We start from the raw sequence: 14,554 nt of genomic DNA on the forward strand, positions 1-14,554 counted from the left end.
ATAGCAGTAAAAGCTGGAAATCGAGTGCATACAGCAAAATCATAAAACTTACGAATTGTTATTCTTTGTAAATTAAAATGGTTAATCTATTGACTTTTAGACAAATAGTTTGAAGTTAAAAGGCAGATCAGACGGTAATTTCAGCAATATTCCACCAAGTTTGAATTATTGTTAAAATATCTCCAACAAAGTGCAGGTGAAGACTCTATAATTCAACGAGAAACAACTCTCCACATAGGGTCTTCATCGCGGCTTCAGTAAAATTCTGAGTATGCGGTAATGGTTCACTTTGTGGTATTCATGATTCCTCATTCCTTATCAAGAGAGGAGGTCAAATGACAATAAGTCCTCCGGAGCGAGAGGAAAAGAAGGCAAGAATCATCGTCGATAACGATCCAGTTCCAACCTCATTCGAGAGATGGGCGAAACCTGGACACTTTGACAGATCCTTAGCCAGAGGTCCCAAAACCACCACATGGATTTGGAACCTGCACGCACTCGCCCATGATTTTGATACACATACAAGCGATTTAGAAGACATATCCCGCAAGATATTCTCAGCCCACTTCGGCCACCTAGCCGTAGTGATGGTTTGGTTGAGCGGGATGATTTTCCACGGCGCGAAGTTTTCTAACTACGAAGCTTGGCTAAGTGACCCGTTAAACGTTAAGCCTAGCGCTCAAGTCGTTTGGCCCATTGTCGGACAAGACATTTTAAACGGTGATGTTGGCGGTGGTTTCCACGGTATTCAAATCACCTCCGGTTTGTTCCAAGTATGGCGTGGTTGGGGGATTACAAACTCCTTCCAGCTTTACGTAACTGCGATCGGTGGCTTGGTATTAGCAGGCTTATTCCTATTTGCCGGCTGGTTCCACTACCATAAACGCGCTCCCAAACTGGAATGGTTCCAGAATGTGGAGTCGATGCTGAATCACCACTTGCAAGTATTGCTAGGTTGTGGTTCCTTGGGATGGGCAGGTCACTTAATCCACGTGTCCGCACCGACCAACAAGCTTTTGGATGCAGGCGTTGCTCTCAAAGACATCCCCTTGCCCCACGAGTTCATCTTGAACAAAGACTTGTTGACCGAGTTGTATCCCAGCTTTGCTGCTGGTTTAGCACCTTTCTTCACCTTGAACTGGGGTCAGTATGCTGACTTCCTTACCTTCAAGGGCGGTCTGAACCCAGTAACAGGTGGCTTGTGGATGACTGACATCGCTCATCACCACTTAGCGATCGCAGTTCTCTTTATCGTTGCTGGACATCAGTACCGTACCAACTGGGGTATTGGTCACAGCATTAAAGAGATCCTAGAAAACCACAAAGGTCCTTTCACTGGTGAAGGTCACAAAGGTCTCTACGAAAACCTGACCACATCTTGGCACGCTCAGTTGGCTACTAACCTGGCCTTCTTGGGTTCACTGACCATCATCATCGCGCATCACATGTACGCGATGCCCCCCTATCCATATTTGGCAACTGATTACGCTACACAGTTGTGCATATTCACTCACCATATTTGGATCGGTGGCTTCTTGATTGTTGGTGGAGCAGCTCACGCTGCGATCTTCATGGTGCGGGATTACGATCCAGTTGTGAATCAAAACAACGTATTGGATCGGGTAATTCGTCACCGTGATGCGATTATTTCTCACCTAAACTGGGTATGTATTTTCCTCGGCTTCCATAGCTTTGGACTTTACATCCACAACGACACAATGCGTGCATTGGGTCGTCCTCAAGACTTGTTCTCTGATACAGGGATTCAATTGCAGCCAGTATTTGCCCAGTGGATACAAAATATCCACGCCTTGGCTCCTGGTACAACTGCACCTAATGCCCTAGAACCAGTTAGCTATGTCTTTGGTGGCGGTATTTTGGCTGTTGGCGGTAAAGTGGCAGCTGCACCCATTGCTTTGGGCACAGCCGACTTCCTAATTCACCACATTCACGCTTTCACCATTCACGTCACCGTCCTAATTCTGCTCAAAGGTGTGCTGTATGCCCGTAGCTCTCGTCTGATTCCAGACAAAGCAAACCTGGGCTTCCGCTTCCCCTGCGACGGTCCTGGTCGTGGCGGTACTTGCCAAGTGTCTGGTTGGGATCACGTATTCCTCGGACTATTCTGGATGTACAACTCCCTGTCTATTGTAATTTTCCACTTCAGTTGGAAGATGCAATCAGATGTTTGGGGAACCGTAGATGCAGATGGTACTGTGACTCACATCACTGGTGGCAACTTTGCCCAAAGTGCTATTACCATCAACGGTTGGTTACGGGACTTCTTGTGGGCACAAGCTACACAAGTCATCAATTCCTATGGCAGCGCGCTATCTGCCTATGGTCTACTCTTCTTAGGCGCTCACTTTGTCTGGGCATTCAGCTTGATGTTCCTGTTCAGTGGTCGCGGCTACTGGCAAGAACTGATTGAGTCCATTGTTTGGGCGCATAACAAACTGAAGGTAGCACCAGCAATTCAGCCTCGCGCTCTGAGTATTATTCAGGGTCGGGCTGTAGGGGTAGCTCACTACCTCTTAGGAGGAATTGCCACAACTTGGGCATTCTTCCATGCACACATCCTTTCAGTAGGGTAGCAATCAGTTGTGGAGTGCTGAGTGCTGAGTGCTGAGTGCTGAGAAAATACTCAAAACTTGGTACTCAGAACTCAAAACTCAGGACTCTAGACACTGGTATTTGATGGCTAAAGGTCAGAGGATTTATTAAACCTATGGCGACAAAATTTCCGAAATTTAGCCAGGATCTCGCACAGGACCCGACGACTCGTCGGATATGGTATGCGATCGCTACAGGCAACGATTTTGAAACCCATGATGGCATGACGGAAGAAAATCTTTACCAAAAGATTTTCGCAACTCACTTCGGTCACTTGGCAATCATCTTCCTGTGGGCATCCAGCCTCCTGTTCCACGTAGCCTGGCAAGGTAACTTTGAACAGTGGATTAAAGATCCCCTTCACATCCGTCCCATCGCCCATGCGATTTGGGACCCCCACTTTGGTAAACCAGCGATCGAAGCTTTTACCCAAGCTGGCGCTAGTAATCCGGTAAACATCACCTACTCTGGTCTCTACCATTGGTGGTATACCATCGGTATGCGGAATAACGGCGAACTGTACAACGGTTCAGTGTTCTTGCTATTATTCGCTGCTGTATTATTGTTTGCTGGTTGGTTGCACTTGCAACCCAAGTACCGTCCTAGCTTGGCATGGTTTAAGAGCGCTGAACATCGCCTAAACCACCACCTAGCAGGTTTGTTTGGTGTTAGTTCATTGGCTTGGGCTGGTCACTTAATTCACGTAGCTGTCCCCGAAGCTCGCGGTCAGCACGTAGGTTGGGATAACTTCCTGAATACCCCACCCCACCCAGCCGGTTTGACACCATTCTTTACCGGTAACTGGAGTGTTTACGCTCAAAACCCTGATACTCCTGGACATATCTTCGGGACATCGCAAGGTGCAGGAACTGCAATTCTGACTTTCTTGGGTGGTTTCCATCCCCAGACAGAAGCTTTGTGGCTGACTGATATAGCTCATCACCACTTAGCGATCGCAGTTCTATTTATCGTTGCTGGTCACATGTACCGGACAAACTTTGGGATTGGTCATAGTCTCAAAGAAGCCTTGAATGCCAAGAATTTCTTTGGTATTCCTGTTGAAGGACCGTTCAACCTACCTCACCAAGGTATCTACGACACCTACAACAACTCCTTGCACTTCCAATTAGGTTGGCACTTAGCAGCGTTAGGTGTTGTTACTTCTCTGGTAGCGCAGCACATGTACTCCATGCCTTCCTACGCATTTATTGCGAAGGACTACACAACTCAGGCAGCGTTGTACACGCATCACCAGTATATTGCTGGATTCTTGATGCTTGGTGCTTTTGCTCACGGTGCAATCTTCTGGGTACGTGATTACGACCCAGAGCAAAATAAGGGTAACGTCCTTGAGCGCGTGTTGAAGCACAAAGAAGCGATTATTTCCCACCTTAGCTGGGTATCCCTTTTCTTAGGCTTCCACACCCTTGGTCTGTACGTACACAACGACGTAGTAGTTGCTTTCGGTACTCCTGAAAAGCAAATCTTGATTGAGCCAGTATTTGCTCAATTCGTTCAAGCTGCTAACGGGAAAGTACTGTACGGTTTAGACACTTTGCTATCTAACCCAGATAGTATTGCTTACACAGCATGGCCTAACTACGCTAACGTTTGGTTGCCAGGCTGGTTAGATGCCATCAATGCTGGTACTAACTCCCTATTCTTGACAATTGGTCCTGGCGATTTCTTGGTACACCATGCGATCGCTCTAGGTCTGCACACCACCACCTTGATTTTGGTCAAAGGTGCTTTGGATGCCCGTGGTTCTAAGCTGATGCCCGATAAAAAGGACTTCGGCTATGCCTTCCCTTGCGACGGCCCCGGTCGTGGCGGTACTTGCGATATCTCAGCATGGGATTCCTTCTACCTCGCTACATTCTGGATGCTCAACACCATTGGTTGGTTGACCTTCTACTGGCATTGGAAACATCTAGGTATTTGGCAAGGCAACGTAGCTCAGTTCAATGAGAACTCTACATATCTCATGGGCTGGTTCCGCGATTACCTCTGGGCTAACTCTGCTCAGTTGATTAACGGTTACAACCCCTACGGCGTGAATAACCTGTCTGTCTGGGCTTGGATGTTCTTGTTTGGACACCTAGTTTGGGCTACCGGCTTCATGTTCTTAATCTCCTGGAGAGGTTACTGGCAAGAGTTGATTGAAACCCTTGTTTGGGCACACGAACGCACTCCTCTAGCTAACCTAGTTCGCTGGAAAGACAAGCCCGTTGCTCTGTCCATTGTTCAAGCTCGTGTCGTTGGTCTAGCTCACTTCACTGTTGGCTACATCGTGACTTACGCCGCGTTCTTGATTGCTTCTACTGCTGGTAAGTTCGGTTAATTTCGGCTCCTAGTTTTGTAGATAAGTAATAAAAATCCCCTGCCGCAAGGTGGGGGATTTTTTCATTTTTGATTACTTTTTATACTTTTTTGGGAACTCTAAAGTATAGAAAATACTTTATGTACATATTAAAAAAATGAGATTAGAAACTCAAGTTAAACAAAATTCGCATTGTGCAATTTTTTCTCGAAATTACTCTGAACATCTTGATGAAGCAGTTGAAATTAGTAATAATAATCCCAGACAGATAATTACTTTCCGCTCATCTGTAGTTTGGTCATCAGCTAAAAAAGCAATAGAAACTCACGGTCAACGTAAAATTTACTTTGCAACTGTGGGAGATTCTAACTTAGTTAGATACGAAGGAAACTTAGAAAGAGTTGAATTGAATCCAGAATTAAATCTTCAAACAGCACAAGAGTTACTTATGTACTGTACAGAGTCAACTAGAGAAGAAGGTTTATGGGAAGAAGTTGGGAAAGTAAAAGTTAAAACACTCTATGTAATTTCAAACTGTCAAAAAATTAACTCTCCTTTTCCTTTTACTCACTTAAGAAAATTACTAGATGCCTCTCCAATTGATGATAATTTTAGCTATAGCTATGCTTTAGTCTACGAAATATAAAAAGAGAACTGAAGGTGAATATTAAATTAGTACAATCTCTCGTGCAGGTTATTTTATCTCTCTCTGATGAAGAGCGATCGCTTTTGGAAGAAAAACTATTTTTCGATTTATCAGAGCCTTTAACCAGTGACTTAATGCAACTTTCCCAGACTGGCGGAGCCTTTAACTTTCTTGAATGTGAACCAGATATATATTCACTTGACGACGGAGAACCTATCTAATATCTCTCCAAAAAGGTGATATTGTCTTGGTTCCATTTCCATTTACAAACTTGAGTGGAACAAAGCTACGCCCTGGTTTAGTTTTATGGATAGACACTATAGGCGATGATGTCACTTTATGTTTTATTTCATCTCAAAATATAAGTAGTTTGAGTTCAGAAGAGTTCATTTTAGAACCTTCAGATCCAGATTTTCCTAGTACTGGATTACGGGTTGCTTCTAAAGTTAGGGTTACTCGAATAACTACCATAGAGCGTAGACTAATCACCAGAAGGATAGGTAAATTAGGAGAAAGTCAAATTCAGCAGTTGAATACAGCGATTCTTCAAGCTCTGAAACTGACATAATCTTAAATATGTTACGTCTTATTAGACATAATATTTCTCATAAATCCCAAAAGGATAACCAGGTGCAATCCCGCCAAATTTACTAGAAATTGCTAATACTGAATCTAATATAGGACTATGATTTGATTTCTGAAAAAATCTAAGTAGTAGGGTGTGTTATGGCATAGCCTAACGCACCTAAACCTTTGGGCGGTGCGTTACGCCAAAGGCTAACGCACCCTACTGGCGTGGCAAGGCTAAAATAGTGCATTAGGAAAAAAACAGAAAAATTGATTTATCTTGATTTTCTCAAAAATCTATTGCAACATTTTAGCCTTGCCACGCCACTACGTATATTTCAATAATCAAATATGAGTCCTATAGTGCTTATTTACGAAGCTGCAAAACAGCTGAAAATAGACCCCATCCAGCACGTTTTCCGCAAGGGTTCGCCGAGTTCTTCATCAAATTCTTAACTGATGAAGGTGATATGGTATTAGATCCATTCGCAGGTTCTAATACAACTGGGTTTGTTGCTGAAACTCTGCAACGTCGATGGATATCTTTTGAAATTAATGAGAATTATGTAATGGGAAGTCGTTATCGATTTAGCCAATAACCAAATTAGGTCAAGGTTCACGAGTAAGGAGTTAAAATTTATAGCTTATGAATCGTAACTCGTAACTACTCACTTAAATTTCTCCATTCACCTGCATTTGATGAACTTGATCGGCTAGCTCTTGACGACCTTGATCGTCTAGTTTATCAATAGCTAACATTCCCATAAGAATCACTTCTTTCAGTGTTAAACGTGTCGAATGTGCCTGTTTTTGCACAATCTCCTTAATAATTGGACTGACACCAATCGCTGTACTAGCTCTAGCCACGGAAGAACAAACACTAATTGATTAAGCCTAAATCTTAGCATTTCCAATGAAGTTATTTTCTATAGTTAAAACTTAATTTAAAGGTGTTTCAACTCATACTTCTATAGGCAAATATAAATTTGAAATTATATATACAGAACTACAATATCAGTACAGAGAATTGCTCTAATACTGGACAATCTGTATCAAACCCCAAATCATTCCATCAAATCTAACAGCCAACTTTTGGATGAAAATAAATCTAACTTTTGTTATATCAATACAATCTGTATAATTTTTTACTGCACTATAGATGACTTTATAATTATCACAAACCAGTTTAAGCGCTTAACTTTTTGAGAGCAAGTTCTCAAACATCAATAATAATAACCTTTTGCTTGCTCACAAAGAGCAGATCGTCGTATGATATCAACTAATCGCAAACTTATACACACTTACAATATTTGTGGATACTGAGTTATAAAAAATGGTTGTTTTGTGAAAAGAGTGCTTTAAGTACCAGGATTTTCGCAAATCAGAGTTGATACCACCGAAAAAGCCGTATTTTAAAGAGATCGTAAATTGTCTAAGATAATCTACTCAACACGCTTTACAGAACTATACAGTGTAAATAAGAATAATAACTTAACCGAAGTAAAATTTTCCTGAATACAGGCAATTAATGATGTGATAGGGAAAAGCAGTGAGTAGAGGAGAGAGAAAGCGATGAGGGACCCTTATCTGTTGGCAGCAGGCTTGTTAACAGGATTAGCAATACCAGCATCGGCTCTTCCACATTTGTCAATTGTCCTGCCAGAAAGTTCTAGATTCCTGTGGGATTTAAAACAAGGCTCGCAGACAATAGTAAGTAGACAAATCATCCCCAGCGTTGATCTCTCCTTACCAGAACTCAGTGGGCAAGCGTTCCAACCCCTAAAAAATTCGCAGCCGACGGTAGACGAAAAAAACGTCTCTAGCGTACCCGAACTCAGTAGTGAAGGATCACCAGCTTCAACAGAATCATTAGTCAAACCCAGCGCCCAAGCAACTGGTATTTCTTTGACATCTGGTAATCAACTTTACTACCAAAGATTGGCGGCTCTGAAAACAGGTCAGATTTATACGCGCGTAGATAGTGATAATTTGCAATCTTTGTGGGAGTCGATCAGGAAGCGTCAACTAACTTATGATGACTGGAAAAGTTTATTAGCTTTAGAAGCTAGAGCGATCGCTCAAGGTCAAGGTACAAATCATCTAAGCATCTTAGTTGGCGATTCTTTGAGTATGTGGTTTCCTAGAGAAAAACTGCCTACTGGGAAATTGTGGCTCAATCAAGGTATCTCTGGAGATACTTCCAGTGGTGTTTTAAAAAGGTTGGGGGCATTTTCGGCAACGCGGCCAGATGTAATTTATGTCATGGCTGGGATTAACGACTTACGAAAAGGCGCTAGTGATGACACAATTTTGCGTAATTATCGCCGGATTGTCCGTCGTTTACGGGATTCTCACCCAAAAGCTCAAATCATTGTCCAATCAATTTTGCCTACTCGCCTAGCAAAACTTTCCAACACCCGCATTCGTCACATCAACACCCAATTAACCCAAATTGCTAAACAAGAAGGCGCTAATTATCTAAATATTTATAGCTGGTTTACCGATATGGAAGGCAATATGCGTCCAGAGTTGACCACAGATGGTTTGCACCTGTCACAAGAGGGTTATGATGTATGGCGCTCGGCATTACAACAGATAGAATACAAGGTAACTCAGCGTGAAGATTAAGCGATCGCTCGACCCTTGAAGCGATGTCTATGACGGGCTGCGCCTACGCAATTTTAGATTTATGGAAATTACCGACAACGATGCCATCACCATACGTTCTCTAATTGAACACCAATTGGCAGCCTTTAAAAAGGATGATGCTCAAGGCGCTTTTTCCTTCGCCAGTCCAGGAATTCAGGCGCAATTTGGTACCGCAGAAAATTTCATGCAGATGGTGAAGATAAGTTATCCAGCAGTATACCGTCCTCGTTCCGTCTTTTTTGAGAAGATAACAACCATCCAAAAAAACATAACTCAGCCAGTGCTACTACTTGCTCCTGATGGAGTTCCCTTGAGAGCTTTATATCTTATGGAAAAACAGCCGGATAATGCCTGGAGGATTAACGGCTGCTTTCTAGTTTCTGTAGAAGGTAAAGAAATATAAATGGATCTCTATAAAACCAAAATTTTATAATTTAACGCCCAAGACTTCCCGATTATTCAAAACCTGATTCAACTTACCACTGCGATAACCTTCCAAATCCAGAGTTACGTAAAGAAATCCAAAATCCTGAAATACAGAAACTACTTTTTGCAAATCTGTCGTTAAGACAAACTCTTTAATTTGTTCTGGTGATAATTCAATGCGTGCTGTATCATCTTCCGATCGCACGCGCAAATTCTGCCAACCCAGCTTTCTTAAGAAAATTTCTGCTCTACCAACTCGTTGTAACTTAGCGACAGTAATCTCTTCACCATAAGGAAACCGGGAACTTAGGCAAGGTTGAGCCGGTTTATCCCACCAAGGTAAACCGAGTTGTTGTGAAAGTTGGCGAACTTCAACTTTGGTGACACCCACTTCAGCTAAAGGCGATCGCGCCCCTCTTTCTTTCGCTGCTTGAATTCCTGGGCGATAATCATGCAAATCATCGGCATTTACCCCATCCACTACGTAGGGATAACCCAACTGTAAAGCTAAAGGTTTGAGAGTGTCGTGCAACTCACTTTTGCAAAAATAACAGCGGTTAACCGGGTTAGAAGTGTAATTGGGATTTTCCATCTCGTGAGTCTGGACGATTTTATGAGCAATCCCAATAGTTGCAGCTTGAATTTTGGCATCTTCCAACTCTTCTGGCAACAGCGAAGGAGAAACAGCCGTAACAGCCAGAGCGCGATCGCCCAAGGCATCATAAGCAATTTTGGCAACCAAAGTGCTATCAACGCCCCCAGAGTAGGCAATCAATGCCTGCTCCATCTCTTCAAATAAGGCTTTTAATTGCTCAAATTTTTCTGTCAGCATCATTTCTCAACCCTAATCAAACCCTATAGCACCCAACCATTTTTATTGTAGTCATTTGTTATGTTACGGGGCATTGGGAATTGGGCATTAGCCTGGATTTCTCACAAGTGAGAAATCCAAGGGGTGTGGGAGGTGTGGGAAGTGTGGGAAGATGGGAAAGAAGTCTTACCCCCCACCCTCCCCACACTCCCCACACTCCTCTTCTCCCTCGCTCCCTGCCCCCTGCCCCCTGACCCCTGCCCCCTGCTCCCCACCTCATATTGGCGGTTTGCTGTACTTGGCTACCAGACTGGCTAAAAGTGGTAAATCAATCGGTTTAGAAATATAGTCATTTACTCCGGCTGTTAGACAGGTTTCGCGATCGCCTTTCATCGCCATTGCTGTTTGAACAATTACCGGAATCGTTTGATATTGCTCGTGTTCTCGCAGTTGTCGTACCAAGTTAAGACCATTTCCATCTGCCAGAAAAATATCCATTAAAATCACTGCTGGATCTAACTGTGTTAGAGCTTCCCACATCTCGGCAGCATTCTTAACCCAAGTCACCTGATATCCTAATTTCCGTAGATAAATTTGCATCAAATCAGCATTGGGTAAGTCATTTTCTACCAGCAAAATATCTACAGAAGAACTAGGGGTGAAAGGCAAAGGAGATAAGGAGTACTTTGCCTCCTCTGTTCCCTCTACTCCCCCTGCCTCCCCTACCTCCCCTGCTTCCCCTGCTTCCTCATCTCCCCCCACTCCCACCTCTTGCTTAAGGGGAAGTAAAAGGGTAAAACGGGAGCCGCCATCTACTTCAGATTCCACTTTCACAGAACCACCGTGAATTTGGGCAAGTTTGCGAGTCACTGCTAAACCCAAACCAGTCCCCTCAGCACCACTAGCGACAGCCTTAGCAATTTGGAAATAGGGTTCAAATAATTGAGTCTGGTCTTCTTGAGAGATGCCACTGCCAGTATCCCAAACTGTAAAATGTACAGATCCACCTTTGGGAACAACCTGTAAGCCAACACTTCCTTTGCTGGTGAACTTTAAGGCATTGAAGAGTAAATTCAACAGCATTTGCTTAAGTCGCAAAGAGTCGGCTACTAGGCTTGTGATATCGGGGTCAATTTCTAGGCACAGTCTTAAACCCTTATTAGCGGCTTTCTCTTTCACCAGTGCCAAAACATTGCTACATAGCAGTGGTATATCAACACTTTCCCACTGCACCTCTAGCTGGTTTGCTTCAATTTTTGAAAGATCCAAAATATCATTAATCAGAGCTAGCAAGTGCTTGCCGCTAGACTGAATGATATTTAAATACTCCCGTTGACGTTCTATAGTTGGTTCGTATCCTGGAGCTAAAAGCAGATGGGTAAATCCAATAATAGAACTAAGCGGTGTGCGAATTTCGTGGCTGGTATTTGCCAGAAATTGGTTTTTCAGCTGATTGGTGCGCTGCAATTCTTGATTGGAGTTACTTAACTCTTGATATTGTTGCTGCCAAGATCGGATGTGTCTCAGTTGTACCAAAGCTGTTGTACAGTGGTTGGCAGACCTGGACATCAATTGCGATCGGAGTTGGGCTTTTGATTCTATGAGCGACTCACGATCAGAACTTAGGGACGCTGCGGCGATAATTAGCCAACCCATAACGCTGCCAGAATCATCAGCTAACCGCCAAGCGCTTGGTGGCTGTTGATTCTCAAGTTGCTGTAAATCTTCGAGTTCTATAACCTCTTGCAATCTCAACAGCAGCTTTTTTTCTGCTGTCAGCACATCTACAAATAAAGGTTGTGAGTTTTGAGATGGAGAACGAGAAATATAGCAAACTGTGGCTACAGTTTCTTGTGGTTGAAACATAGCAATGCCGACGGCATAATCTGTAAGTGCCAGATTAGTGCTGTTCATTACACTGTTAATCTCGTTAACCACAGCTTGGAGAACTTCTGATTCTGCGGTTTCTACCTGTAGGACATTGTTACAAGCAGAAAGCAGATAATAATTAAGGCGACTTTGCAACTGGTTCAAGCTGCTCTCCAGCCACAACTTGGCGCGAAGTTGCTGAATTGTTGTCAAAAGTTTTGGCGTTGCATCTATCTGTGAGTTTTGGTCTGGTAAGCTTGAGTACTGCTGCATGGTCAACTAGACCGCTTAACAAATTTAGCTTCACATAAAAATCCGAAAAGGATTTTATGTATATTAGCGGACAATTCTTTTTTATTTATAAACCATAACTTATGTTGTTATAAACCATAACTTATGATGTCGAATTTAGCAGCTAGTCCAAAAAAATTATTATCTGAACCACTGACCTAAAATTTGTGAAAGCAACTTAAGACTTATGGATACACAATTCGCGCAACTAATCGTCAATGGGATTGCGGTAGGGAGCATTATTGCTCTAGCCGCAGTTGGACTGACTCTTACTTATGGAATTTTACGGTTATCTAACTTTGCTCATGGTGACTTTTTAACTTTAGGAGCCTATCTTACCTGGCTGATCAATAGTATTGGAGTTAATATTTGGCTGTCAATGATCCTGGCGGCGGCGGGAACAGTAGCAGCAATGCTGTTATCGGAAAAGTTATTGTGGTCGAAGATGCGCTCTATCCGTGCTACTTCCACTACGCTGATTATTATTTCTATTGGGCTTGCCTTATTTCTTCGCAATGGGATTATTTTTATCTGGGGTGGCAAAAACCAAAACTATAATTTACCTGTCACCACAGCTTTAGACATCTTTGGCTTAAAAGTACCGCAAAATCAATTATTGGTACTGGGGTTAGCAGTGCTGGCAATTTTGGCGCTGCATTACCTCTTGCAAAATACCAAAATTGGTAAGGCGATGCGAGCAGTTGCTGACGATCTTGATTTAGCAAGGGTTTCAGGTATCAATGTTGACCGAGTAATTTTTTGGACTTGGCTAATTGCTGGCACTCTTACGTCATTGGGCGGCAGTATGTATGGGTTAATTACAGCCGTGCGTCCAAATATGGGATGGTTCTTAATTTTACCGTTATTTGCCTCAGTGATTCTTGGGGGGATTGGCAACCCTTATGGTGCGATCGCAGCAGCTTTTATCATTGGCATCGTCCAAGAAATTAGCACCCCCTGGCTGGGTTCACAATACAAACAAGGTGTAGCACTGTTGATCATGATTTTGGTGCTGCTCATTCGTCCCAAAGGTTTATTCAAAGGAACGATTTGAGCAGCACCACTCCACTTCTAATTATTCAATAATGTGGAAATACCAGGCTGCTACCAGGAAATTGATAGCTAACAAGAATATTGCCCAGCCTGTGCGATAGGCGTAGGGAGGTTTAGCTCCACTGTCGGCAACTGGTAAATCTGCAGGATTCTTCGTTGTTTTAGCGGTCATAATCCGATTCTCCTAATGTCATGACTTTTTAAGAAATACCAAACTGGCGTACCAAATACCCAAATTCTTTAAGAATATTTGTGTGAATTTGGAAATTGGGAATGGGGAATGGGGAATGGGGAATTGGGCATTAGTTATTTTTTCCCTGCTCCCCCTGCTTCCCCTGCTTCCCCTACCTCCCCTGCTCCCACTCCCTCCTCTCCAGCATGATAGGAACTGCGAACCAGAGGCCCAGAACGGACATGGTTGAATCCTATTTCCCATGCTAATCTGCCGAGTTGAGCGAATTCCTCTGGAGTCCAATATTTTTGGACTGGGAGATGTTCAAGAGTTGGACGCATATACTGCCCAATAGTCAAGCGATCGCACCCCACAGCCCTTAAATCAGCCATTGCTTCGACGACTTCATCAAGTGTTTCGCCATGTCCCAGCATCAAACCTGATTTGGTAGGAATTGTCGAATCAATTTCTTTAACCATAGCAAGTACCAAAAGCGAGCGATCGTATTTGGCTCCCCGGCGCACTGGCCCAGTTAACCGCCGCACTGTCTCGATATTGTGATTAAAACAAGCTGGTTTGGCTTCTACAATCATTGCTATGCGTTGGCGTTGACCTGATTCTCCTACACCTGCACCACCCCAAAAATCTGGGGTCAGCACTTCAATTTGAGTCTCTGGGTTTAACTGACGGATAGTAGCGATCGTCTCCACAAAGTGACCTGCGCCCTGATCGGGCAAGTCATCACGGGCGACAGAAGTCAGCACCACATAACGCAATCCCAAAAGCTGTACTGCCTGTGCAACCTTTTGGGGTTCCTCTAAATCAAGAGGCATCGGTGCATGACCTTTATCTACTTGGCAAAAAGCACAAGAGCGTGTGCAAGTAGGCCCCATTAGCAAGAAAGTTGCAGTTTTTTGGGCATAGCACTCTCCCCGGTTGGGACAGCGGCCTTCTTCGCAAATTGTGTGGATTTGGCGCTGCTTAATAATGCGTTGTACGGTAGAGATTTCACTGGCTTTACCGATAGGGCGACGTAACCAGCTAGGCATCGCTGCAATTTCAGACTTTAGTTCGGCTTGTTGTGACGAAATCATAGACATCCAAGCAAGATACGGATATAAAGTAGTGGTCTTTCAA

The 14,554-nt window shown here is 43.5% G+C and carries 13 protein-coding genes and 1 pseudogene; 9 read left to right on the forward strand and 5 right to left on the reverse strand.

Annotation, left to right across the window (positions count from 1 at the left end; genetic code table 11):
- Window positions 1-335: 335 nt before the first annotated feature.
- From psaA to V7K69_RS11625, 6 genes and pseudogenes are all read left to right on the forward strand, one after another.
- On the forward strand, window positions 336-2,594 hold the full coding sequence (gene psaA / locus V7K69_RS11600) for a photosystem I core protein PsaA (RefSeq protein ID WP_335034392.1): 2,259 nt from the start codon (window positions 336-338) through the stop codon (window positions 2,592-2,594).
- A gap of 134 nt (window positions 2,595-2,728) precedes the next feature.
- On the forward strand, window positions 2,729-4,954 hold the full coding sequence (gene psaB / locus V7K69_RS11605; RefSeq protein WP_335034394.1) for a photosystem I core protein PsaB: 2,226 nt from the start codon (window positions 2,729-2,731) through the stop codon (window positions 4,952-4,954).
- 136 nt (window positions 4,955-5,090) lie between these two features.
- Window positions 5,091-5,579 (forward strand): hypothetical protein, encoded by a 489-nt coding sequence (locus V7K69_RS11610; protein ID WP_163930084.1) that lies wholly within the window; start codon window positions 5,091-5,093, stop codon window positions 5,577-5,579.
- A gap of 14 nt (window positions 5,580-5,593) precedes the next feature.
- Window positions 5,594-5,800 carry a hypothetical protein gene (locus tag V7K69_RS11615; RefSeq protein ID WP_335034398.1) on the forward strand — a complete coding sequence of 69 codons (207 nt, stop codon included), beginning with the start codon at window positions 5,594-5,596 and terminating at the stop codon, window positions 5,798-5,800.
- Window positions 5,800-6,147 (forward strand): type II toxin-antitoxin system PemK/MazF family toxin, encoded by a 348-nt coding sequence (locus V7K69_RS11620; RefSeq protein ID WP_335034590.1) that lies wholly within the window; start codon window positions 5,800-5,802, stop codon window positions 6,145-6,147. The genes V7K69_RS11615 and V7K69_RS11620 overlap by 1 nt, the downstream gene beginning before the upstream one ends.
- 346 nt (window positions 6,148-6,493) lie before the next feature.
- Window positions 6,494-6,745, forward strand: a pseudogene (locus V7K69_RS11625) (DNA methyltransferase); the annotation flags it as partial.
- A gap of 73 nt (window positions 6,746-6,818) precedes the next feature.
- Here the strand turns inward: V7K69_RS11625 and V7K69_RS11630 are convergent.
- The gene (locus tag V7K69_RS11630; RefSeq protein ID WP_073640193.1) at window positions 6,819-7,013 is read right to left on the reverse strand and encodes a hypothetical protein; all 195 of its coding nucleotides are present in this window, start codon (window positions 7,011-7,013) and stop codon (window positions 6,819-6,821) included.
- Between the two features lie 705 nt (window positions 7,014-7,718).
- Between V7K69_RS11630 and V7K69_RS11635 the strand changes: the two genes are divergently transcribed.
- Window positions 7,719-8,774 (forward strand): SGNH/GDSL hydrolase family protein, encoded by a 1,056-nt coding sequence (locus tag V7K69_RS11635; protein ID WP_335034400.1) that lies wholly within the window; start codon window positions 7,719-7,721, stop codon window positions 8,772-8,774.
- A 61-nt stretch (window positions 8,775-8,835) separates the two neighbouring features.
- Window positions 8,836-9,198 (forward strand): DUF4864 domain-containing protein, encoded by a 363-nt coding sequence (locus V7K69_RS11640; RefSeq protein WP_335034402.1) that lies wholly within the window; start codon window positions 8,836-8,838, stop codon window positions 9,196-9,198.
- 24 nt (window positions 9,199-9,222) lie between these two features.
- On the opposite strand, the gene larE is transcribed toward V7K69_RS11640, so the two are convergent.
- Both larE and hrmK read right to left on the reverse strand, forming a co-directional pair.
- Window positions 9,223-10,056: an ATP-dependent sacrificial sulfur transferase LarE gene (gene larE, locus V7K69_RS11645; protein WP_335034404.1), complete on the reverse strand. Its 834-nt coding sequence runs from the start codon at window positions 10,054-10,056 to the stop codon at window positions 9,223-9,225.
- A 252-nt stretch (window positions 10,057-10,308) separates the two neighbouring features.
- Complete coding sequence (gene hrmK / locus V7K69_RS11650; RefSeq protein ID WP_335034406.1) at window positions 10,309-12,174, reverse strand: hybrid histidine kinase/response regulator HrmK; 1,866 nt, start codon at window positions 12,172-12,174, stop codon at window positions 10,309-10,311.
- Between the two features lie 205 nt (window positions 12,175-12,379).
- On the opposite strand from hrmK, the gene V7K69_RS11655 reads away from it, so the two are divergent.
- The gene (locus V7K69_RS11655) at window positions 12,380-13,246 is read left to right on the forward strand and encodes a branched-chain amino acid ABC transporter permease (protein WP_335034408.1); all 867 of its coding nucleotides are present in this window, start codon (window positions 12,380-12,382) and stop codon (window positions 13,244-13,246) included.
- Between the two features lie 21 nt (window positions 13,247-13,267).
- Here V7K69_RS11655 and V7K69_RS11660 read toward each other — a convergent pair whose 3' ends face one another.
- Complete coding sequence (locus V7K69_RS11660; protein ID WP_323200851.1) at window positions 13,268-13,417, reverse strand: photosystem I protein PsaX; 150 nt, start codon at window positions 13,415-13,417, stop codon at window positions 13,268-13,270.
- A 134-nt stretch (window positions 13,418-13,551) separates the two neighbouring features.
- Window positions 13,552-14,511 carry a lipoyl synthase gene (lipA, locus tag V7K69_RS11665; protein ID WP_335034411.1) on the reverse strand — a complete coding sequence of 320 codons (960 nt, stop codon included), beginning with the start codon at window positions 14,509-14,511 and terminating at the stop codon, window positions 13,552-13,554.
- Between the last annotated feature and the right edge of the window lie 43 nt (window positions 14,512-14,554).

It is taken from the genome of Nostoc sp., assembly GCF_036917775.1.
In the GTDB taxonomy this organism is placed as follows: Bacteria; Cyanobacteriota; Cyanobacteriia; order Cyanobacteriales; family Nostocaceae; genus Nostoc.

Excerpts from the sequence above, each read along its gene's own strand:
- V7K69_RS11655 (WP_335034408.1), top strand. The coding sequence starts at position 12,380 with ATGGATACACAATTCGCGCAACTAATCGTCAATGGGATTGCGGTAGGG.
- psaA (WP_335034392.1), top strand. The coding sequence starts at position 336 with ATGACAATAAGTCCTCCGGAGCGAGAGGAAAAGAAGGCAAGAATCATC.
- V7K69_RS11610 (WP_163930084.1), top strand. The coding sequence starts at position 5,091 with ATGAGATTAGAAACTCAAGTTAAACAAAATTCGCATTGTGCAATTTTT.
- V7K69_RS11660 (WP_323200851.1), bottom strand. The coding sequence starts at position 13,417 with ATGACCGCTAAAACAACGAAGAATCCTGCAGATTTACCAGTTGCCGAC.
- V7K69_RS11635 (WP_335034400.1), top strand. The coding sequence starts at position 7,719 with ATGAGGGACCCTTATCTGTTGGCAGCAGGCTTGTTAACAGGATTAGCA.
- larE (WP_335034404.1), bottom strand. The coding sequence starts at position 10,056 with ATGATGCTGACAGAAAAATTTGAGCAATTAAAAGCCTTATTTGAAGAG.
- V7K69_RS11640 (WP_335034402.1), top strand. The coding sequence starts at position 8,836 with ATGGAAATTACCGACAACGATGCCATCACCATACGTTCTCTAATTGAA.
- psaB (WP_335034394.1), top strand. The coding sequence starts at position 2,729 with ATGGCGACAAAATTTCCGAAATTTAGCCAGGATCTCGCACAGGACCCG.
- lipA (WP_335034411.1), bottom strand. The coding sequence starts at position 14,511 with ATGATTTCGTCACAACAAGCCGAACTAAAGTCTGAAATTGCAGCGATG.
- hrmK (WP_335034406.1), bottom strand. The coding sequence starts at position 12,174 with ATGCAGCAGTACTCAAGCTTACCAGACCAAAACTCACAGATAGATGCA.